This window comes from Metabacillus litoralis (assembly GCF_003667825.1).
Classification (GTDB): Bacteria; Bacillota; Bacilli; order Bacillales; family Bacillaceae; genus Metabacillus; species Metabacillus litoralis_B.
This window is the reverse complement of the sequence record NZ_CP033043.1, coordinates 3,137,303-3,159,130: the sequence shown is the minus strand read 5'-3', so window position 1 is coordinate 3,159,130 and position 21,828 is coordinate 3,137,303. Positions and strand designations below refer to the sequence as shown.

The 21,828-nt window shown below is 36.2% G+C and carries 24 protein-coding genes and 1 riboswitch; of the genes, 17 read left to right on the top strand and 7 right to left on the bottom strand.

Going from position 1 to position 21,828, the window contains the following annotated elements; translation table 11 throughout:
• Window positions 1-65: 65 nt before the first annotated feature.
• The 5 genes from D9842_RS15780 (at window position 66) to D9842_RS15760 (ending at window position 5,190) form a co-directional block, all read left to right on the top strand.
• Entirely contained in the window at window positions 66-368 is a 303-nt protein-coding gene (locus D9842_RS15780) for a YunC family protein (protein ID WP_098796449.1), read from the top strand.
• Between the two features lie 114 nt (window positions 369-482).
• A complete protein-coding gene (gene yunB / locus D9842_RS15775; RefSeq protein WP_121663329.1) occupies window positions 483-1,217 on the top strand; it encodes a sporulation protein YunB in 735 nt (244 codons plus the stop codon).
• Window positions 1,218-1,288: 71 nt separating this feature from the next.
• Window positions 1,289-1,467, top strand: a riboswitch (Lysine riboswitch).
• 149 nt (window positions 1,468-1,616) lie between these two features.
• The gene (locus D9842_RS15770) at window positions 1,617-3,167 is read left to right on the top strand and encodes a Na+/H+ antiporter NhaC family protein (RefSeq protein WP_121663328.1); all 1,551 of its coding nucleotides are present in this window, start codon (window positions 1,617-1,619) and stop codon (window positions 3,165-3,167) included.
• Window positions 3,168-3,574: 407 nt separating this feature from the next.
• A complete protein-coding gene (locus D9842_RS15765; RefSeq protein ID WP_121663327.1) occupies window positions 3,575-5,086 on the top strand; it encodes a sodium-dependent transporter in 1,512 nt (503 codons plus the stop codon).
• Window positions 5,086-5,190 carry a methionine/alanine import family NSS transporter small subunit gene (locus D9842_RS15760; protein ID WP_121663326.1) on the top strand — a complete coding sequence of 35 codons (105 nt, stop codon included), beginning with the start codon at window positions 5,086-5,088 and terminating at the stop codon, window positions 5,188-5,190. The genes D9842_RS15765 and D9842_RS15760 overlap by 1 nt, the downstream gene beginning before the upstream one ends.
• Before the next feature lie 78 nt (window positions 5,191-5,268).
• On the opposite strand, the gene D9842_RS15755 is transcribed toward D9842_RS15760, so the two are convergent.
• A complete protein-coding gene (locus D9842_RS15755; protein ID WP_121665089.1) occupies window positions 5,269-6,243 on the bottom strand; it encodes a M23 family metallopeptidase in 975 nt (324 codons plus the stop codon).
• Window positions 6,244-6,548: 305 nt separating this feature from the next.
• On the opposite strand from D9842_RS15755, the gene lipA reads away from it, so the two are divergent.
• Window positions 6,549-7,460 carry a lipoyl synthase gene (gene lipA, locus D9842_RS15750; protein ID WP_255301566.1) on the top strand — a complete coding sequence of 304 codons (912 nt, stop codon included), beginning with the start codon at window positions 6,549-6,551 and terminating at the stop codon, window positions 7,458-7,460.
• A 44-nt stretch (window positions 7,461-7,504) separates the two neighbouring features.
• Here the strand turns inward: lipA and D9842_RS15745 are convergent, their stop codons facing one another.
• The gene (locus tag D9842_RS15745; protein WP_121663325.1) at window positions 7,505-8,191 is read right to left on the bottom strand and encodes a YhcN/YlaJ family sporulation lipoprotein; all 687 of its coding nucleotides are present in this window, start codon (window positions 8,189-8,191) and stop codon (window positions 7,505-7,507) included.
• 116 nt (window positions 8,192-8,307) lie between these two features.
• On the opposite strand from D9842_RS15745, the gene D9842_RS15740 reads away from it, so the two are divergent.
• On the top strand, window positions 8,308-8,583 hold the full coding sequence (locus D9842_RS15740) for a YutD family protein (protein WP_121663324.1): 276 nt from the start codon (window positions 8,308-8,310) through the stop codon (window positions 8,581-8,583).
• Window positions 8,584-8,622: 39 nt separating this feature from the next.
• Here the strand turns inward: D9842_RS15740 and D9842_RS15735 are convergent, their stop codons facing one another.
• Window positions 8,623-8,910 carry a cytosolic protein gene (locus D9842_RS15735; protein ID WP_121663323.1) on the bottom strand — a complete coding sequence of 96 codons (288 nt, stop codon included), beginning with the start codon at window positions 8,908-8,910 and terminating at the stop codon, window positions 8,623-8,625.
• A gap of 56 nt (window positions 8,911-8,966) precedes the next feature.
• Window positions 8,967-9,233: a DUF3055 domain-containing protein gene (locus tag D9842_RS15730; RefSeq protein WP_098795478.1), complete on the bottom strand. Its 267-nt coding sequence runs from the start codon at window positions 9,231-9,233 to the stop codon at window positions 8,967-8,969.
• Between the two features lie 360 nt (window positions 9,234-9,593).
• Between D9842_RS15730 and D9842_RS15725 the strand changes: the two genes are divergently transcribed.
• From D9842_RS15725 to D9842_RS15715, 3 genes are all read left to right on the top strand, one after another.
• Complete coding sequence (locus tag D9842_RS15725) at window positions 9,594-10,733, top strand: EAL domain-containing protein (protein ID WP_257535883.1); 1,140 nt, start codon at window positions 9,594-9,596, stop codon at window positions 10,731-10,733.
• Window positions 10,734-10,745: 12 nt separating this feature from the next.
• Window positions 10,746-11,189 carry a DUF86 domain-containing protein gene (locus D9842_RS15720; protein WP_121663321.1) on the top strand — a complete coding sequence of 148 codons (444 nt, stop codon included), beginning with the start codon at window positions 10,746-10,748 and terminating at the stop codon, window positions 11,187-11,189.
• 73 nt (window positions 11,190-11,262) lie between these two features.
• Window positions 11,263-12,036, top strand: a complete 774-nt coding sequence (locus tag D9842_RS15715) for a TIGR01457 family HAD-type hydrolase (protein ID WP_121663320.1) — start codon at window positions 11,263-11,265, stop codon at window positions 12,034-12,036.
• A 55-nt stretch (window positions 12,037-12,091) separates the two neighbouring features.
• Here D9842_RS15715 and D9842_RS15710 read toward each other — a convergent pair whose 3' ends face one another.
• Window positions 12,092-12,592: a phosphatidylglycerophosphatase A family protein gene (locus D9842_RS15710; protein WP_121663319.1), complete on the bottom strand. Its 501-nt coding sequence runs from the start codon at window positions 12,590-12,592 to the stop codon at window positions 12,092-12,094.
• Window positions 12,593-12,970: 378 nt separating this feature from the next.
• Between D9842_RS15710 and yutH the strand changes: the two genes are divergently transcribed.
• The 5 genes from yutH (at window position 12,971) to thrB (ending at window position 19,015) form a co-directional block, all read left to right on the top strand.
• Window positions 12,971-13,975, top strand: a complete 1,005-nt coding sequence (gene yutH / locus D9842_RS15705) for a spore coat putative kinase YutH (protein WP_121663318.1) — start codon at window positions 12,971-12,973, stop codon at window positions 13,973-13,975.
• Between the two features lie 615 nt (window positions 13,976-14,590).
• Complete coding sequence (locus D9842_RS15695; RefSeq protein WP_121663316.1) at window positions 14,591-15,559, top strand: 2-hydroxyacid dehydrogenase; 969 nt, start codon at window positions 14,591-14,593, stop codon at window positions 15,557-15,559.
• Between the two features lie 182 nt (window positions 15,560-15,741).
• A complete protein-coding gene (locus D9842_RS15690) occupies window positions 15,742-17,040 on the top strand; it encodes a homoserine dehydrogenase (RefSeq protein WP_121663315.1) in 1,299 nt (432 codons plus the stop codon).
• Window positions 17,040-18,098: a threonine synthase gene (gene thrC / locus D9842_RS15685; RefSeq protein ID WP_121665088.1), complete on the top strand. Its 1,059-nt coding sequence runs from the start codon at window positions 17,040-17,042 to the stop codon at window positions 18,096-18,098. Before D9842_RS15690 ends, thrC begins: the two co-directional genes overlap by 1 nt.
• Window positions 18,095-19,015 (top strand): homoserine kinase, encoded by a 921-nt coding sequence (gene thrB / locus D9842_RS15680; RefSeq protein WP_121663314.1) that lies wholly within the window; start codon window positions 18,095-18,097, stop codon window positions 19,013-19,015. Before thrC ends, thrB begins: the two co-directional genes overlap by 4 nt.
• A gap of 87 nt (window positions 19,016-19,102) precedes the next feature.
• Here the strand turns inward: thrB and D9842_RS15675 are convergent, their stop codons facing one another.
• Window positions 19,103-19,342, bottom strand: coding sequence for a NifU family protein (locus tag D9842_RS15675; protein WP_078431298.1), 240 nt, complete (start codon window positions 19,340-19,342; stop codon window positions 19,103-19,105).
• Between the two features lie 292 nt (window positions 19,343-19,634).
• On the opposite strand from D9842_RS15675, the gene D9842_RS15670 reads away from it, so the two are divergent.
• A complete protein-coding gene (locus D9842_RS15670) occupies window positions 19,635-19,955 on the top strand; it encodes a YuzD family protein (protein WP_121663313.1) in 321 nt (106 codons plus the stop codon).
• Between the two features lie 39 nt (window positions 19,956-19,994).
• Here the strand turns inward: D9842_RS15670 and D9842_RS15665 are convergent, their stop codons facing one another.
• Window positions 19,995-21,062 (bottom strand): NAD(P)/FAD-dependent oxidoreductase, encoded by a 1,068-nt coding sequence (locus D9842_RS15665; protein WP_121663312.1) that lies wholly within the window; start codon window positions 21,060-21,062, stop codon window positions 19,995-19,997.
• Window positions 21,063-21,493: 431 nt separating this feature from the next.
• Between D9842_RS15665 and D9842_RS15660 the strand changes: the two genes are divergently transcribed.
• A complete protein-coding gene (locus tag D9842_RS15660) occupies window positions 21,494-21,730 on the top strand; it encodes a YuzB family protein (protein WP_098795538.1) in 237 nt (78 codons plus the stop codon).
• Window positions 21,731-21,828 lie beyond the last annotated feature (98 nt).

The following is a 21,828-nucleotide window of genomic DNA, read 5'->3' as shown; positions in this document are numbered from 1 at the left end:
CACATATCTACACGTATCCTTTCTTAATTCATAAGAATATATCAAGAAAGGAGTGTAGATACACAATGGTTACAATGACTCCAGTTGTTATAGAAGGAAAGCAGTTCACAGCGATTACAGTTGCGTTGCCTAAAACAAATTTTATGGCAGTTACAAACGATAAAGGATATATCATGTGCGGAGCACTTGATGTTGCATTATTAAATGAAAAGCTTAAAGACCGAGGAATTATTGCTGGTCGTGCTGTTGGTGTCCGTACAATTGATCAATTACTCGAAGCGCCACTGGAATCTGTCACATATGAAGCAGAAAAACTGGGAATCACTGTGGGAACAACAGGAAAAGATGCTTTACTAAAAATGGCTTAAGTAAGAAGCAAGCCTGTATTGTCCTAAAACAATAAAAAGTTTAGAATGAATAAAAAAGTAAGCGTACATCCCTCCTGTCATGCATAAACATAGCTTGTAAAGGAGGGATTTGTTTTGGCTAAGTTTCGCGGTCGACGCCCGCGCAAAGGGCCTTTACCTTTTCGATATGTACTATTGTTAACACTTGTTATATTTACGTTTCTGACAGCCAGTAGTTTTTGGTATGTAGATAGCAAAGTAGAGCCAGCTATTATGGATATCGCAAAGCTAGAAGCTTCTTCCATTGCAACAACGATTATTCATGAAGCTGTAAAGGAAGAAACAGAGAAAGATCAAGAAAACCTTGTTATAATAGATAAGGATAACAACGGCAATACAAACACAATCCGATTTAATTCAGCAGTTGTTCGAGCAGAATTAGATCGAATTACTGATAACATCACAAGGAAATTAACCGAAATTGAAAAAGGAAATTTTCATACAACAGACAATCAGGAAATGGAATTAGATGATGGAATTGTTTATTCGATTCCGCTGGGGCAAATAACGGATAATGCAATTTTAAGTACTATAGGTCCAGATATTCCAGTTCGTTTTTACTTAATAGGTGATGTACATACCGATATAAAAAGAACATTAAAGGAATATGGAATTAACAGTGCTGTTCATGAAATATCTGTTATTGTGGAAGTAACTGTACAGGTTGTTATCCCCTTCTCAACAAAGCCTGTTACGATTACTAATACAATACCTATTGTTGACATTGCAGCTCACGGTGATGTACCGCAGTATTATAATAATGGAAGCGGAGAAAATGCACCTGCCATTGAATTACCAGCAATTCCATAGTTGTCATATGACTACTATTTTGCTAAACTATTGAAAGTTAATTAAATATTGACCTACATCACCTTATCTCATGATGAGGTAGAGGCGCAGAAACCAAGAGTACAATATGTGAGAATGACAACGATGAACGTATTGAAAAGGGGTTTTTGCCGAAGTGAATGTTAGCTAGTCAGGCTGCATTTGCTGGTATTACGTTGAATAAAGGTAATACTGTCATTATAGAAAACTATAATGGAGGGCTACTGATCGAGATGGAGGATAACATAACATTATTCAAATAAGAGTAATGATAGTTATTTTCTATCGTTACTCTTTTTCTATGCACTTTTTTAGGGTGCATTGTTCCTTACAATCAGTATAAGCCCTTCCAATAATAAAAACAGGGAGGCATTTTACATCATGTCAGGCACTATTTTTTCAATTATTCCCCCGATAATCGCCATCTTAATGGTTATCTTAACAAGGAGAGTTTTGTTATCTCTAGGCGTGGGGATTGTATCAGCAGCGTTATTACTAAAGGATTTTTCAATCGCAGATTCCGGGATGGTCATAATAAATGCTGTTAAAGGTATTTTCATTTCTGAAGGTGAATTAAACACTTGGAATGTTTATATCATATTATTCTTGTTAATCTTAGGAATTGTTACAGCACTTATTTCTATCTCAGGCGGGAGTCGTGCTTTTGGTGAGTGGGCACAAAAGCGTGTAAAAACTCGAACAGGAGCTCAATTTACAGCAGCAATATTAGGAATACTCATTTTCATTGATGATTATTTTAATGCACTTGCCGTTGGACAAGTTAGTCGTCCGATTACTGATCGTCAAAAGGTTTCACGGGCTAAACTTGCTTATATTATTGATTCAACATCAGCACCAGTTTGTGTTGTTTCACCAATTTCAAGCTGGGGAGCATATATCATTGCAATGATTGCGACAATTTTAACTACTCATGGTGTTACTGAGTTTACACCGCTTGGCGCATTTATGACAATGATTCCGATGAACTACTATGTTTTTGCTGCATTGGTTCTTGTGTTTGCAGTAGCTTATTTCAATATTAATATTGGCAGCATGAAAGTTCATGAAGATCGTGCGATTCAAACTGGACAAGTAGTTGATCCTTCCAAAGAAGCATTGGGTGAAATTAAAGAAGATTTACCAACAAGTGATAAAGGCACGATTGGTAACCTTGTTTGGCCTATTCTTTCTTTAATTATTGGTACAGTGGCATCGATGCTTTATACGGGTTATTCAGCAATTGAAGACAAATCAGCTGTAGATATTTTTGCAATCTTTGAAAATACAGATGTTTCAGCATCGCTATTATATGGCGGACTATTTGGACTAGCAATCACCATCATATTATTTTTTAGTAGAGGAATTAATGGGCGTTATTTGCCCCTTGCAATCATTGAAGGTGTTAAATCAATGCTACCAGCTATCTACATCCTGTTATTTGCGTGGGTTATTGTAGATTTGATCGGTCAATTAAGTACAGGGGAATATTTAGCGGGAATTGTTGAAAAATCTAACCTTAACTTATCGTATCTTCCAGTCGTAATGTTTATATTGGCAGCATTCATGGCGTTTGCAACTGGTACTTCTTGGGGAACTTTTGGAATCATGTTACCAATTGCAGGTGAAATTACAGCAGCTACTGATATTAACATGTTGCTTGCAGCTATGGCAGCAGTTCTTGCAGGTTCTGTATTAGGTGATCATTGTTCACCAATTTCTGATACGACAATACTATCCTCTACAGGAGCAGGAAGTCATCACATTGATCACGTATTGACTCAGTTACCTTACGCCTTAATTGGTGGAGGCGTTGCTACAATCGGTTATCTTGTTTTAGGTTTTACGGGTAGTAGTTTAGTTGGTTTACTTACAATATCTATCTTATTAGTAGGGTTTATTTTCATTTTTGCAAAAAGAGCAAAAGCAGTATAAAAAGGAAGGCGATTCGCCTTTCTTTTTTTTCATTTCTTTGTAATGTTATTCCTTGAATAGTAATATCTATTTTTTATTTATATAAGGTAGGGTCGAAAGATACTGAATATTTAGAAGTTAAAAAATATTTATGGTGACTATTTCATTTTACAACTTTTAAGAATTAAAGAGTTAAAGGGAAAATCTGTCTTTGTTTGAAAATGTATAAAGTATTTCCATATTCTATTTAATAGAATCTAAAATTTCTGAAAATATCATCTTAAAATAGTATTTTTTAAAAATTTTTTATAGACATAGGCATAATGTCCGATTATACTATGTATAGATTATAATAAATAATCAGAAAATTATATAATTTCTAATTGTTTCCACATTTAAGTGAGAGATGAGAAGAGGAGGAAAATATTATGGAAAATCGCCCACAGTGGGGGACAAGGGCTGGCTTTATTCTAGCAGCTGTTGGTTCTGCAGTAGGTTTAGGAAATATCTGGAGATTTCCGGCAACAGCATATGAAAATGGAGGAGGAGCATTTTTCTTACCATATCTATTTGCTTTGTTAACAGCTGGTATCCCATTACTAGTAATGGAGTTTACACTAGGACATAAATATCGTGGGTCTGCTCCTACAACTTTCGGTAAAGTTGGTAAGGGAAGTTCATGGTTGGGCTGGTGGCAGGTTGCTATCGCATTTGTTATTTCATGTTACTATCCAGTTATTATCGCTTGGGCTTCATCTTATTCTGTTTTTGCATTTAACCAAAATTGGGGTACTGATACAGAAGGATTCTTATTCGGTGAGTACCTACAACTAGCAGAAAAGCCTGGTCAATTTGGTGGGCTAGTACCAGGGGTTTTAATTCCACTTATCTTAGTTTGGATTGTTACTTTAGGCGTTTTATTTGCGGGTGTTAAAAAAGGTATTGAAGCAGCTAATAAAGTATTTATTCCAGTTTTAGTTATTATGTTTACTATTATCGTTATTCGCGCTTTAACACTTGATGGAGCTGCTCAAGGATTAGATGCGTTCTTCAAACCAGATTGGAGTAAAATCCTAGATGGTAAAGTATGGGTTGCGGCTTACGGACAGATCTTCTTTAGTTTATCGATTGCATTTGCTATTATGATTACTTATTCAAGTTATCTTCCTAAAAAATCTGATATTACAAACAATGCTTTTATTACTGGTTTCGGAAACTCAGCATTCGAAGTTCTTGCTGGTATTGGAGTATTTAGTGCATTAGGATTTATGGCAGCACAGCAAGGAGTTCCTGTAGCAGAAGTAGTTTCTTCTGGTGTTGGTCTAGCATTTGTTGTATTCCCACAAATTATTAATGAATTCCCTGCTTTTAATGGATTATTTGGGTTCCTATTCTTTGGTTCATTAATATTAGCAGGTTTAACATCCTTAATTTCCATTACGGAAACATATGTTGCAGGTATTCAAGAGAAGTTTAAAGTATCTCGTACAAAGGCTGTTGCAATTGGTGGTGGATTAGCTGCTGTTATCTCATTACTATTCGCTACAAGAGGTGGTCTATATTTCCTAGATTCAGTTGACTACTTCATTAATACATTTGGTATTACATTAGCTGGTTTCATTGAAGTAATTGCAATTGCATGGTTTGCAAAGGAATTAAAGAATATTCAAAAGCATGCTAATGAGTTGTCAGACATTCAATTAGGTACTTGGTGGAGAGTATGCTTAGGTTTTATCACTCCAATCGTACTAGGATATATGATGTTCGATAACTTAAGAACAAACTTAACAAGCGAATATGGTGACTACCCTCGTGAATTCCTCTTTAATTGGGGTTGGACGGTAGCTATTGGAGCAGTCTTAGTTGGAGTACTGTTCTCGGTAACAAATAAAAAGCAAAATGAATCAACAACTTCAAAGAATAAGGAGGTTTCTCAATAATGAGTACATCTGCTATTGCAATGATGGTAATCGGTATTGTAGTCGTTTGGGGAGGCCTTGCGGCAAGTATTACAAATGCTGTAATTAAAGCAAAACAAAAATAAATGAGAAGAGGCTGAGAAAATCAGCCTCTTTTTTGTACATTTCGGGAAGTGACAGGCACGCCCCGAGTTTTGTCGATACTATTTTCTTTTTCGGTCAGCTCGTTCCCAAGATTTCAGGTGAGGATACGGATCAAATGACCATTCGGTTCGACCGTTATCTTTATAAAGGCCATAGTGTAGATGTGGTGGGAATTTTCCTGCGGTACCAGGAGGGCCATATCCAGAGCTTCCTACTGATCCAATTAATTGACCTGGCTCGACAACTTGTCCTGTTTGGAGGCCATCTGCAAAACCATTTAAATGGGCAAAATAATGGTACGTATTGTCGATATCGCGTATTCCTACTCTCCAACCACCATATCGATTCCACCCCTTCATCTCAACAACTCCGTAACAAGTTGCTCTTACTGGAACCCCGTAATTTGCAAAAATGTCGGTTCCCTCATGGATTCTTCTGCCACCCCAGCCGCGGGCATCTCCCCACGTATTTTTGTAACTATAGTTATGTTGTAGAGGGACAGGGAATGCATGCTTATCTAAATCCAAGTGGCCATATTTTTTATATAATTTCATATGACCTAAAATGAGTCCAACTGTTTTATCACGTTGATAATAATCCCATAAGCCAATCTTTAAATTTTCCAAATCAGATCCATATGATTGTAAATAATGCGCAAAAGAATAGAGGATGTCCTCGTCATTTGTTGGGTCGGCAACCTGATCTCCATTACCATCCTCTCCAATTCCACCAAATAAACCTATGCTTCTAGGATTGGTATCCTGCATATTTGGATTGAGGGGCCCTGCCCATACTTCGGGTTTGACATAAATTTCAATGGACCCGTTAGCTTTGGGAATGTCTTTTCTAGAATGACGGACATTTCTTTCATATTGATCAATTGCAGCTAACACATACCAAGGTATGTTCGTTAATGTTTCTACTTTTGTATATAAGCTCATTAGCTTTTCATATTCTTTTTCTTGGTCGGTTTTTTCAGCAGCATTGGCAACTTGATGTGCTGAAACAGAGATCATCATGAAGAAGATGATCATAAAGGAAAGTACTTTTTGCACAGTAATGAGCTCCTTTCATTTGTTCCAAATTGAATCACACCTTCACTGGCAGTGGTACCTGGTTTCAATGTAAAAGGTAATACTGCCAGTAAAAGTCCAATCCTTGTCAATAACTGCCCATGGAAGTATCTTTTTATAGTTTGGTTTTCAATTTGTATTTCATTAATAGAAAATGTTAGAAATTACATACAGTCCTTTTCCTTGTCCGACTCGTTTCCTTATGTTAAAGTGGAAACGTATATTGAAATAGTTAGATTAGTGGATAACGATAAATAGATTACATAATGGAGATGAATCAGATGGCGAAAAAGGAAGAATATCTACGTAAGCCAGAATGGTTAAAAATAAAATTAAACACGAACGAGAACTATACAGATCTAAAAAAGCTGATGAGAGAGCAAAACCTACACACTGTCTGTGAAGAGGCTAGATGTCCAAATATTCATGAATGTTGGGCTGTTCGTCGTACAGCTACGTTTATGATTTTAGGTGCTGTATGTACTCGTGCATGCCGATTCTGTGCCGTTAAAACAGGACTTCCTACTGAATTAGACCTAGCAGAACCAGAACGCGTAGCAGACTCGGTTGCTCTTATGAATCTTAAACATGCAGTTGTAACTGCTGTAGCTCGTGATGACCTAAAAGATGGTGGAGCACAAGTATTTGCTGAAACAGTTCGTGCGATTCGACGCAAAAGTCCGTTTACAACAATTGAAGTGCTACCTTCAGATATGGGTGGCGTTTATGAGAATCTTAAGATGTTAATGGATGCAAAACCTGATATCCTTAACCATAATATTGAAACAGTTCGTGAGCTAACACCTAGAGTTCGTGCTCGTGCGAAATATGATCGTTCTTTAGAATTTTTACAACGTGCTAAAGAAATGCAACCAGAAATTCCAACTAAATCAAGTATTATGATTGGTCTTGGAGAAACAAAAGAGCAAATCATTGAAACAATGGATGATTTACGTGCTCATGATGTGGATATTATGACAATTGGTCAATATCTACAACCAACGAAAAAACACCTTAAAGTTCAAAAATATTATCATCCAGATGAATTTGCTGAACTTCGTGAAATTGCATTAAGTAAAGGCTTTAGCCACTGTGAAGCTGGTCCGCTTGTTCGTTCATCCTATCATGCAGATGAACAAGTAAATTCTGCAGCTAAGCAGAAACAAGCACAGGCTTAATAACGTGGAAAAATGGAACTGTCAAGTGACAGTTCCATTTATCTTTATTGCATTTTTTCCTTCTCGTAACGGGATTTTTCATAATCATCCTTCATATCATCATCGATATCTTCATTCATTTCTCCATAGCCTTCGCCATTAGCATTTTCGCCATTATTTAAAGCACGGCCTTGAGGAGACTCAAGCATCTTGTTTATTGTATCTGTTAAGATTTCATCAATATCTCGACTTGTTGAATCAAGTGGACTATACGCTTGGATTTGCTGAATCATATTTGGATTATCAGAAACGTACACGTGATAATAACGCGGTATAACTGATAAAGCTGTTTTCTTTACTTGATCGGCTGTTTCAAAACGATTATCTGAATCTGTTTCATAAGCGACTAACACTTCTTCATCTGTAACTAATGTTGCAACATCATTTACGTTAGGAAGCTGGACACTTAAACTGCTAATCGAATTGGCAACAGCTTCTCGGTCCATTCCAGGTGTAGGAGTATAGGCTATATCTTGAGGAATGCCACTTTTTTGATGTCGAACAAATCCAAAGTTTGCTCCTTTATCATTTGCATTTGGCGAACCTTCCTCGTTGTACAAATCAGTACGATCACTTACATTTATTGTATTTCCACTTTCATGCATAAAAGAAGAATCTTCTTCTGCACCGTACTGACATGCTGTTAATAAAGATAAACCTACAATACTAATCGCTAATTTGGTTTTTATCATTATTAGCACCTCCTCTTCTTTTATAGTTACCAAAGTGTCATGAAATTTTCTTAGCAATTGATGGTTGAAGATGTTTAGATTATGATAAGAATAAGGAATATGGATGAGGTGAAATCATGATAAGTGTTCAAAACCAACATTTTGAATTAGTAAAAGAAGAAAAAAACGGTTTTAACGAAGAGGCTTTTAAGGAAAGATACAGCGAAATTTTAAATAAATATGATTTTATTGTTGGAGATTGGGGCTATAGTCAGTTAAGACTTCGTGGTTTTTTTGATGATCAAAATCAAAAAGCAACCTATGACACAAAAATTAGTACCCTTGATGAGTACATATTTGAATACTGTAATTTCGGCTGTGCGTACTTTGTTCTAAAAAGAATAAAAAAATAACGTGACAAAAACTAGTCACGTTATCCTAAGTTAACCATCTTATTTTGACGTATAAGGTGGTTCTTCGTTTTTGTTGGGGTCATCATGGGTTGGATGAGCCGGCATATCATGTCGCTCCAAATTTTGATGAAGTGATTTATTCTCGTAATTAAAGGCACTATAATAACGTTGCCCTTCCTTCCAAGGTGTACTTTTATTAGTAACAGGCTCGTCCTTATTTCGCGGTGAACCATAAGGACCCTCTGGAAGTTGTTCAGGAATTAAAAAGTTACGCTGTGTTTCTACATTTGAAAAATCGGTATACGTTTCTTTTTCTTTATCATCCATCATAGGTCACCTACCTTTTAATCGGTAGTTTCTACGGAAAATCACCTTACCATACATCACATTAATTCATATAAAAAATCACGGAGCTCTGCTGCATCTTCCTCATTTAGCTGATAAGCATATTCTATGTATCCTGGTTCCTTTAAATCATCCTCACCAATAATGGCAAAGCGATTACTTTGTATATCCAAAACAAGATGCTTACCATAATAACGGTCGCTCTGAACAATGGCCAGATCGAATCGCTGATTTTCCCCCACAAAGCTTACAAACCTTGTTTTTGTATCAACTGTATCATCATATAAAAAAAATCGTTCAGACATTATATCTCTCCTTATTTACCCAAATTTCATCCATACCCTTATCATATCAGAAGAAATAAGTCCTGAGAAAACCTCAATCATAAAAGGAACAGGATGAAAATAATTTTTTACAAAAAAAAGTCGAAAAACAGAAAAATATGTTAAAATGTTACTACATATAGTTAATGTCAGAAGGGTTGAGTACATAATATGATAAGTGGGCTTTGTGAAAAACATTATAGGCGTTTAAGAAAATGGAGTAAACTATTTTTACATAAAAGCAAATTAAAATTCTATCCACCTAAATTTGTACTTCGAGACCCGATTTTAGAAGCCGTCCATCAAGCGATGTTAAGCGGACATCAGGTTGCTGTAGTAGTCATGACTATCTCGAATCTTCGTGAATTTTCTCAACAATTGGAACCGGTACAATTAGAGGAATATAAAAGAGATCTAAGAATGGGATTCAAAAGCATTGTTGAAGATTCCCCATACAACTTAGACTTACTTGTTGTTCACGATTATTACAGTGAAGGATTAACCATTTTCTTTAAAATAAATGATGAAAAGCAAAGTGTTGTACATATTGAGAATCTCATTCGAACACTAGTGCCAAGGTTAGAAAGATGGATGTTTACAAAGTATCCTTATTTTAACCATTCTTTTGAAATTGGTTATATGTTCATTGAAAGAGAGCACTCAACGATCCAGGATGCACTATATACAGCACAACAACAAGCAGTGGCAATGGCTGAAAAGCGAATTCAGTCACGATATATAGAAACGTTATTAAAAATGCGTGATATTATTCAAAAGCAGGATATTAGTCTGTTGGCTCAACCAATCATAGACCTATCAACAAATCAAATTAAAGCGTGGGAGTTTTTGACAAGAGGACCTAAAGATACTGCATTTGAGAGTCCTTTACAATTATTTTCATTAGCAAGGCAATCCAATTTAATTTATGATCTTGAACTTTTAGTCCTGGAGAAAGCATTTCATTTGATCCATTCAGTAGGTTGTATGGATGATGTATTTTTAAACTTCACTCCAATTACACTTGGGAATAAACGGTTTATTCCTGGACTAGAAAAACTGTTAACGCGATACCCTGATATCGAGCCTAGAAGAATGATTTTTGAAGTAACTGAACGAGATTCAATTGAAGGATTAAAATTTTTCCATGATAATATAAAACAATTACGTCAAAAGGGCTTTAGAATAGCAGTTGATGACACAGGAGCAGGATATTCTAGTTTACATACAATAAGTGAGCTTCTTCCGGACATTATAAAAATAGATCGATCCGTCATTCAAGATATTGACACGAGCAAGGTAAAGGAATCAATGCTAAAAGGACTTATTTTAATTGCTAGAGAAACAGGCTCCTTAGTAGTAGCAGAAGGTATTGAAAAGGAAGAAGAAGCAGAGGTTCTCAAAAGAAACCAGGTTGATTTAGCACAAGGTTACTTTTATGCAAGGCCTGGACAATTACAGAAGGAACGTGTTGCTTTAGTATAGGAAGGTGATGACTTGTATTTTGTAGATCGAGACCAAATAGAGGCGAAATTAACATTTCTAGAAAACCAGATAAAACTCTTTAATAACCAATCATCTTGGAATCAAGAAATAGAGAAGGCAGGACTAGAAAGAATTTGTCATATGTTCATTGAAACGATTATTGATGTTGGAAATTCGATGATTGATGGATTCATTATGAGAGATCCTGGCAGTTACGAAGACATTATCGACATACTTTTAGATGAAAAAGTAGTTACTCAAGAACAGGGAAATGATTTAAAACAAGTTATCCTACTTAGAAAAAAACTTGTTCAGGATTATTTAGAGATAAATCATGAGGAGCTGCACCAAATTGTTACTTCTCATAAAGCAGGAATTACTTCATTTCCAGCACAAGTTCGAAGTTACATAGAAAATGAATTAGGGCCGGTCTCAGCATTTAAACCATTAGGATGACGAATACTTGTCATCCTCTTTGTTTTTATTACTAGACTTTCAATAATAGGTTAAACAACTAGGGGGAATACGTTTGAAAAAATACAAAGGGTATTTAATCGACTTAGATGGAACGATGTATAAAGGAACTGAGCGGATTGAGGAAGCAGGTCATTTTGTTGACTATTTAGTTAGAAATGAGATTCCATATCTGTTTGTGACGAACAACTCTTCTCAAACACCTAAACAAGTTGCTAAGAAATTAAATGAATTTCAAATACAGGCATCAGAGGATCGGGTATTTACGACAAGTCAGGCAACAGCGAATTATATCGCACAAAAAAAGGATCAGGCTACTGTTTATATGATAGGGGAAGAAGGCTTAAGGGAGGCTCTTCAAACAGGTGGACTTCATTTAGTTGATGAAAATCCAGATTTTGTTGTTGTGGGAATTGACCGAGACATATCTTATGAAAAATATGCCAGAGCCTGCATTGCGGTACGAAACGGTGCAGCCTTCATTTCCACAAACGCGGATATCGCAATTCCTACTGAAAGAGGGTTATTACCTGGAAATGGTGCGTTAACATCCGTTATAGCTGTATCAACTAATACAGCACCTATATTTATTGGGAAGCCGGAGAAAATTATTGTTGAACAAGCACTGGAGGTATTGGGGGTAGCAAAAGAAGATACATTAATGGTTGGTGATAATTACGATACAGATATAATGGCTGGCATGAATTGTGGAATTGATACGCTTCTTGTCCATACTGGTGTAACAACGAAGGAGCTACTAAAGCAATACAGCAGCCAACCAACTTATACAGTAGATTCATTGAGTGATTACCTGAAAAATATAAATTGAAGCACAATATAAAAAAGCTACTTTCATAATGGAAGTAGCTTTTTTAAATCCTTATTTATTCTACATCTCTAGCACGATGAGCAAGCCTGCTTGAAGCTGCTGCTGCTATTGCGCCAACAATGTCATCTAAGAATGTGTGACATTTTCCACCTGATTTATCATTAAGGTATTGAAGGATGCCTGGCTTCATTTTGTCAATATATCCATAGTTAGTAAAGCCGATGGAGCCGTATATGTTAACAATTGAAAATGCTAAAATCTCATCTACTCCATAAAGACTTTCATCAGTGCCGATAATAGATTGAAGAGGCTCTTCTAGTTGTCCCTTTTCAGCGAGAATATCAAATTGAATTCCTGTAAGAATGGCGTTTTGTACTTCTCTTTTTGTAAGCACACGATCTACATTATCTAAGCAATCGTCCATTGAGAGATCAGGATGATACTTTTCTTGTAAGAAGTATACAAGGTCTGCGATATCCTCAAGCTTTACACCTCGTTTAACTAGCCAATCTCTTGCTGTTTTTTCAACAATGTCCATTTTCTCTTCACTTTTCATCTTATCACCCAATTCTTTTTTTGTACGTTATGAAAGTAATGTCACAGAAGTTATTTTTTAATATAAGATAAGTGCTCAATACCTCTGTCTTTCCCTTTCAGGCTCGTCAGGAAACGAGACTTTTTACGTTGTGTATTTATTCATTGTATGAGATGACTCACTGATATATACGGATAAAAAACGTATCTTATCGTATTTTGTGAATCTGTTCATTTCTAATCATTCCCTTGTTTTACTCTCTAATAACCTGATTAAAGATAAAATTCTTTATAGAGGGGTAATTTCCTTCTAATAACTTATTTTCTTTTTAGTCTAATCATAAAGATAAGAATAAATGATTATGATTAGTATGGAGGTTATTGCTGGGAGGATAAGGAAATGAAACAAACCATTTATGAAGAGTATGGGATAAAGGTAAGAGAAATAAGTAAATTAGGGCATTATGACTCGTTTAGCCTGCATAATAATCAATTTATCATTGTTCCTGTTTCACATATTGAAGAGGAAGAGCTCTATGAATTGTATCAATTAAGTCAATATATGCTTGAAAAAGGGGAACCTCATATAGCCACGATGGTCTTAACGAAACAAAATCACTTGTTTTTTGAGCAAGATTCAGTTAGATATGCTGTACTAAAATGTTCAGCCTATACACAAGGCAGGTTTAACCTATTAGGAAGGGATTTAGCGCGTTTTCATTCGAAAGCAAGGGCTTATCCATATCAAGTATCTAAAACGCAGCGTATCGGTCAGTGGAAAATTCTTTGGGAAAAAAGACTGGATCAATTGGAGATGTTCTGGAGGGGGAAAGTTCAAAGTCAACCTCTTTCTACATTTGAAAAGTTGTTTGTTGAATCTTTTCCTTATTATGTGGGATTATCAGAAAATGCTATACAATATTTAGTTGATACAGAATTGGATGAAGAACCACAGCCAATTGATTCTGGGACAATTTGTCACCAACGGTTTCATGAATATACATGGAATCCTAGCATGTGTATAAAGTCTCCAACAGATTGGGTGTTTGATCATAGTAGTCGGGATTTAGCGGAATATATGAGGCAGTATTTCTTGGAAAAACCAGAACAGTTTAGATCAGAGGGATTTAAATTCCTCGAAGAGTATGATCGTACCACTCCTCTATCTCCCTTTTCCTGGAGACTAATATACAGCAGACTGCTATTTCCAATTCATTATTTTGAGTGTGTCGAAGAATACTATTTATCACCAGAAGATCAAAAGCCGAGATTTGAAGAGCGAATGAAAGAAATCTTAAACAGATCAGGACAGTATGAAGAATTTTTAAAAGCTTACTCAAGTATGTTAACGATTAGAACGAGAAGAATCTCTGTCCCTGCAATTGATTGGCTTGCTATAAGGTAGGTTTAAGGTTTAAACCAGCCCTGATTTTCCTAAAGGGTTCGGTTTTGAAGTACAAAAACGTATAAATATTGCTTTTCATATAGTTATTAGCACTAGGATTAAATTTAACATGTAGTTCAGCAAAGGAAAATGCTTGGAGACATATATATGCCTCCAAGCATTTTTTGTATTAATTTCCAAATCTACAAGAATCCCAGGAAATAAGCGGAGAAATTCCTCTTAATGAAGAAATGGCACAAAAAATAGATTAAATAGACGGAAAGATTCCGCCTATTTAATCAAAAAAGATGAAAATGGACCATTTTACTTTGCTTAACCGGAAAAACTCCGCTTATATCCACCAATCGAGTCCCATTCTTCAGGATAACCGGAAAAACTCCGTTTATATCCACCAACCGAGTTCCATTCTTCAGGATAACCGGAAAAACTCCGCTTATATCCACCAATCGAGTTCCATTCTTCAGGATAACCGGAAAAACTCCGCTTATATCCACCAACCGAGTTCCATTCTTCGGGATAACCGGAAAAACTCCGATCGGTTACGTCCCTAGTAAGCAGCCATTGAAAATTATGGTAAAATATATATTGTCTTAAACTAACGTAAGAGGTGAAAAAATGAAAAGGCCTTATATATATGTAACAAGAAAATGCTCAGAAGAACAGCTGCAGCCACTTTATGAAATAGCTGATGTTGAAATGTGGCCTGAGGAAGAGAAGCCATGCCCTAGAGAGGTGCTGCTTGAAAAAGTAACAAACGCAGATGCTTTGTTAACGATGCTTTCTGATTCAATTGATCAGGAGTTACTAGACAAAGGAACTCAGCTTAAAGTTGTGGCCAATTTAGCGGTTGGATTTGATAATATTAATGTACAATATGCTAATGAAAAAGGGATAGTTGTATGCAATACTCCTGATATCCTTACAGATACAACAGCTGATTTAACGTTTGGCTTATTACTTGCATCAGCACGAAGATTAATAGAGGCAGCGGATTATGTAAAAGATAATCAATGGAAAAGCTGGGCTCCTCTACTTTTAGCTGGTCACGATGTTCATCATAAAACGATTGGCATTGTTGGAATGGGGAAAATAGGACAAGCTGTTGCGAAGCGGGCAACTGGTTTTGACATGAAGATTCTTTATCATAATCGATCTAGAAATGAAGAAGCTGAAACAAAATTAGGAGCAAAGTTTTGTCAGTTAGATGAGCTATTAAGTTCCTCTGATTTCGTTGTATGCCTTGCACCACTAACAAACGAAACGAAGAATCTATTTGATTTAGAGGCATTTAGGAAAATGAAAAAAACAGGAATTTTCATTAATGCAAGTAGAGGTGCCGTAGTAAGTGAAGAGGACCTTTATCATGCTTTAGTAAATAAAGAAATTGCAGCAGCAGGACTTGATGTGTTTTTACATGAACCAATACAGGCTGATCATCCTTTAGTGGGACTGAACAATGTTGTGGCACTTCCACACATCGGCAGTGCCAGTCTTGAAACGAGATATTCAATGATGAATCTTTGTGCAATGAATATTAAAGCTGTTCTAAGTGGAGAAGAACCTAAAACGAAAGTAACGATATGATGATGTTTAAAGAAAAGGTTAATTATGTCCGTATTTTTCACTTGAAAACGTTTTTATTATAAAAACTGAAAATTCACCCTTGTAAAACAGTTCTTTACATTTTATAATGACAAGTATATTCATTGTGTCTTTTATGAGAGTACAATTGTACTTTATAGATAAACAAAAAGGAGTGGGATATTGTGGAGGCAATTCATGTTGGACTTTTAGGTCTTGGTACGGTTGGTAGTGGTGTTGTAAAGATTATAGAAGACCATCAAGATAAACTTATGCACCAAGTAGGCTGCCCTGTTAAGGTTAAAAAGGTTGTCGTAAAAACGTTAGAAAAAGAAAGACAAGTTCATATTGATAAAGAAATGCTTACAACAAACGTGGACGATGTGATTAAAAATCCTGAGATAGATGTTGTGATTGAGGTAATGGGTGGGGTTGAAGAAACTCGTAAACACCTCATTGAAGCACTGAAGGCTAAAAAGCATGTTGTTACGGCAAACAAGGATTTAATGGCTGTTTACGGAACAGAATTGCTTTCAATTGCAACTGATAACGGCTGTGACCTATTTTATGAGGCGAGTGTAGCTGGTGGTATTCCAATTCTACGTACACTTGCTGAGGGCTTAGCTTCAGATCGTATTACGAAGATGATGGGAATTGTTAACGGTACAACAAACTTTATTTTAACAAAAATGACAAAGCAAGGCAGTGCCTATGATGAGGTACTAAAAGAAGCACAAGACTTAGGCTTTGCAGAAGCAGATCCAACTTCAGATGTAGAAGGCTTGGATGCAGCAAGAAAAATGGCAATCCTTGCAAGACTAGGATTCTCCATGCATGTTGATTTAGATGATGTAAATGTTAAGGGGATTTCTAGTGTATCTGATGATGATATCAGCTACAGTAAGCGACTAGGCTACACAATGAAGCTAATTGGAATTGCAGAACGTGATAATGGAAAGATTGAAGTGTCTGTTGAACCAACATTATTACCAGAAACACATCCACTTGCAGCAGTAAACGATGAGTACAACGCTGTTTATGTTTATGGTGAAGCTGTTGGAGAGACAATGTTCTACGGTCCTGGTGCCGGAAGTCTTCCTACGGCAACATCGGTAGTTTCCGATTTAGTTGGAGTAATGAAAAATATGAGATTGAATGTGAATGGCCGCAGTGCTGTTGACCCTCAATTTGATAAACAATTAAAAAGTCCAGAGCATATTTACGCTCAGCATTTCTTAAGAATTAGTGCGAAGGATCAGGTTGGAGCATTCTCGAATATTACATCTCTTTTCTCAGAAAGAGGCGTGAGCTTTGAAAAAATCCTTCAATTACCTATTAAGAATAGTAACCTAGCAGAAATCGTCATTGTCACACATAAAGCAGCTCAAAGTGATTTTGAAGATATTTTACAGCAATTAAATGACTTAGAAGTAGTCGAAGAAGTTAAAAGCACGTATCGTGTAGAAGGGAACGGATCAATATGATGTGGAAAGGCCTTATCCAAGAATTTGCAGAATTTTTACCTGTAACTGAAAATACACCAAAACTTACTTTACAGGAGGGGAATACGCCTCTTATTCATCTACCTAAGCTATCTGAAAAGCTAGGTGTTGAGCTTTATGTAAAAACAGAGGGAACAAATCCAACTGGTTCTTTTAAAGACCGTGGTATGGTTATGGCTGTTGCAAAGGCTAAGGAAGAAGGCAGTGACACTGTTATTTGTGCCTCTACTGGTAATACATCTGCTGCAGCAGCTGCGTACGCGGCAAGAGCAAATATGAAGTGTATTGTTCTTATTCCTGATGGGAAAATTGCTTTTGGTAAATTAGCACAAGCAGTTATGTATGGAGCGGAAATTTACGCAATTCAAGGTAATTTTGATCATGCATTAACAATGGTTCGAAATATTAGCAAAAAATTACCGATTACATTAGTTAACTCTGTTAATCCATATCGTATCGAAGGACAAAAAACAGCTGCATTTGAAGTGTGTGAGCAGCTAGGCAGTGCACCTGACTATTTAGCAATACCTGTCGGAAACGCTGGAAACATTACTGCATACTGGAAAGGCTTCAAAGAGTATAACGAAAAGAAACAAACAGGCCTTCCAAAGATTCATGGATTCCAGGCAGAAGGAGCAGCTGCAATCGTTCGTGGTGAGCCAATTGCAAATCCAGAAACTGTCGCTACAGCTATTCGTATCGGTAATCCAGCAAGCTGGGAAACAGCTGTTAAAGCGAAGGAAGAGTCTGAAGGACGTATTGATTCAGTAACAGATGAAGAAATTTTAGAAGCCTATCAATTAATTGCACGTGAAGAAGGTGTCTTTGCTGAGCCAGGTTCTTGTGCATCTATTGCAGGTTTAATCAAACATCGTAAATTAGGCTTAATTGCAGAAGGTAGTAAGGTTGTAGCTGTATTAACTGGAAACGGATTAAAAGATCCAAACACAGCTATTGATGTTTCTGAAATTAAACCGATTGTTCTTCCAAATGACGAAGAAACATTCCTTCAGCAATTAAGTGGAGTTACAGTACAATGACTGAAGGGGACATGTTAAAAATTACAGTTCCGGGGAGTACGGCTAATTTAGGTCCTGGATTTGATTCGGTTGGTCTAGCGTTAGGGAAATACTTAACGCTAGAGGTGAAAAAAGCAGATGAGCGTATTTTCTTACCGATGACAGACCATGTAAAAGACATCCCTACAAATGATCAAAACTTAATTGCCAAAGTGGCGATTAAGGTAGCAGAAAAATATAATCAAACATTACCAGCATGTGAAGTAAAGGTTTGGAGTGACATTCCAATGGCAAGAGGAATTGGAAGCAGTGCTGCAGCAATCATTGCTGGTATTGAGCTTTCAAATCAGCTTTGTGATCTTCAATTAACAGATGAAGAAAAATTACGGATTGCAAGCCTTGAAGAAGGACATCCAGATAATGTTGGAGCTTCTCTGTATGGTGGTCTTGTCGTTGGGCTTCATCAAGAAGACAAAACAGAACTGGTTTGTGTTAAAGAAGTGAATGTTGACGCAGTTGTCGTCATACCAAAATATGAGGTATTTACAAGCGATGCTAGAAATGTATTACCACAAGAGTTAGCTTATAAAACAGCAGTTGAAGCAAGTGCGATCAGTAATATGCTTATTGCAGGACTACTTACGAATGATTGGCATTTAGTAGGTAACATGATGAGCAAGGATCTTTTTCATCAGCCATATAGAGGAAAATTAATTCCTGAAATTCAAGCTGTTCAAGAAAAGGTCGAAGCACTTGGAGCCTATGGCTCTGCATTAAGTGGTGCTGGTCCTACTGTTATTTGCTTTATTGAAAGAGGCAAGGGAAGTGAATTGGCAGAAAAGCTGGCTCATGATTTTAAAAATTGTGATGTAGAGTGCCTAGATATTGATTTAGTTGGCTGTAGAGTAGAGCAGGTACAGGAAATAAAGAGTATATAAAAAACTCGCCAATTGGCGAGTTTTCCTCATATACAAGAGTGGAGATGGAATCAAAAAGACTGACACCTAAATGTCAGTCTTTTTGCATTAGAATACTTGTTCTACTTCTACCACACCTGGTACTTCTTCTAATAACGCACGCTCTATACCAGCTTTTAAAGTGATTGTTGAGCTTGGGCAGCTTCCGCAAGCACCTAAAAGGCGAAGTTTAACAATACCATCTTCTACATCTACTAATTCACAATCTCCTCCATCACGAAGCAAGAATGGACGAAGTTTATCTAATACTTCCTGTACTTGTTCAAGCATTGCTGTTTCAGTTGTCATTATAATCGACTCCTTTCCTTATCTATATTATATTTGAAATGAAGAGAAAAATCTAATCGTAAGATTGAATTTTCTAAGGCTTAATAAACCCAATATTACCATATAATCTTACTAAAGGTAAGGGAAAGGAACCTGTTTTCATTAGTAAGTATACCCAAATGCTGTCATGAAAATAGCCTAACCCCAAATATCTATAGCTAGCCTCAAGAATTCTTGAACAAGGTTCTTGTTAAGGATGGTAAGATAATAATATATCGACTACAATGAAGAAAAAGACTGTAGGTGAAGGAAAATGAAGACTGTTGAAATTAGTGTGTATGGTGCAGAGGTTCTTTGTCCAAGCTGTGTGAATTTACCATCAGCTAAAGAAACATATGAGTGGTTAGAAGCTGCATTAAGTCGAAAATATAAAAATCAACCGTTTAAGATCGTATATATTGATATTGACCAACCACAAGAAGAGCCCGATAAGCAGGAGTTTGCCCAAAAGATTCTTAATGATGATTACTTTTATCCACTTGTTGTTATTGAGGGAAAGGTGGTAGGTGAGGGAAGTCCTCGTTTAAAGGTAATTTGTGAAGAAATGGAACAGTATGGTTATATAGCTAACTAAATAAAACCACTCAAGTCCTAAGACTTGAGTGGTTTCTTATTAACCGTTATGATATTTATACATCCAAAGTACCCCAGACTTTAATAGTCGTGGTACACGGCCCATTAAAGGTCTATCATTAACAAGTCCAAAGCCTTGCTTTTTCCCTAATGAACCTAGTACACCTTTCAATTTAAAAGGTGGGAATGATTCTGGAAGAGGTTCGTTGTTCCACTTCTTTAATAGTACTTGGACAATCTGTTCAGCTTGCGCTTCTGCCAGCTGAGCGCTAGGGGCATGTGGAAGACTTGCGCAGTCCCCAACAACAAACACATCTTCGTGATTTGGTATAAAATGTTGTACAGTTAATACAACTCTTCCTTGATTATCCTTTTCAACTGGGAGATCTCTAACAACTTTATTCGGCTGAATTCCAGCTGTCCATACGATAGCATCACACTCAAAAGGTTGATCATGATTATATACAATGTTTGGTTCTACCTTCGTTATATTAGCTTCACTAATAATTTCAACACCATGCTCTGTGAACCATTTTTCAACATAACTACTTAAACGTTCAGGAAAGCTTGAGAGGATATGCTTACTGCGATCAAACAATTTAATGTTAAGGTCTTTTCGACTTTCTCGAAGTTCGCTGGCAAGCTCAACACCACTTAAACCTGCGCCAACAATTCCTACAGTTGCATCTGCTTTTAAATTATTGAGCACTTGGTAGGTTTCGCGTGACTGGTCAATACTTTGAATACTATAAGTGAATTCATCTGCTCCAGGTACGTTATGATATTTATCTACACAACCTAAACCAATGATTAAGTCATCAAACGCAACAGGCTCGTGATCATTTAATTGTACTTGTTTGTTTTCAAGATCAACAGACGTTACTTCTCCAAAAACGGAATGAAGTCTAGGGTGTTCTGGAAAAGAGACCCTTATATGATGATCTGAAATAGTACCTGCTGCAAGTGCATAATATTCTGTTTTTAAACAATGATAAGGATTTTTATCAATAAGAGTAATTTGAACATCTTCAGGCAATTGATTTGGAAGTAATCGAAGCAGTACACGCATACCGCCATATCCTCCGCCAAGTATGACTAGGTTCTTCATTTTTGATACTCCTTTTTCCCCACGTTTTTAATAAACTATAAATGCAAGGCCAAGAATATATACACAATATGTTCTATTCTTCTGACCAAATAAAAATGAATAATAAGGAAATAAATTTTTAAAAAGGAAACGTTTAGTTAAGGCTAGTCCTATCTGTATAGGTTAAAAATTATAATAAAAAGATACAACAATATTACTCTAAAAAAACGTTTTCTTTTTGTGTTAAAAAAATTTTCCCTTTATGGTACAACATAATTATGAATTATTTGTTTAGTGTTTACAATCCTATTTCGTTTTTTTAACTAAAAAAATGACGAAAAAGCATCACATAATTGTTGCATCTAGTATTTATTACTAGATACCATAGAGTATAATAAAATTTGACGTTTATTTGTAATCCTATTAGGATTAAGCAGTAGAGAGGTGTTAAGATGAAGCCAATTATTGAATTTTGTATAAGTAATTTAGCACAAGGGGCTCAGGCAGCGTTAGAAAAGCTGGAAAAAGACCCTAATTTAGATATTATTGAATACGGATGTTTAAGCTATTGTGGCAAATGTGGACATTCTTTATATGCGCTGGTAAATGGGGAAGTTGTAACTGGAGATGACCCAGATGAGTTAGTTGAAAATATATATACGTTTTTAGAGGAAAATCCTATGTTTTAAAAACTTGTCTAATCGTACTACCTGAACGTAATAAAGCAGTTTGACTAGCTAATTGTAACCAAAAACAAGCTGACCGATAAATGGTCAGCCTGTTTTTT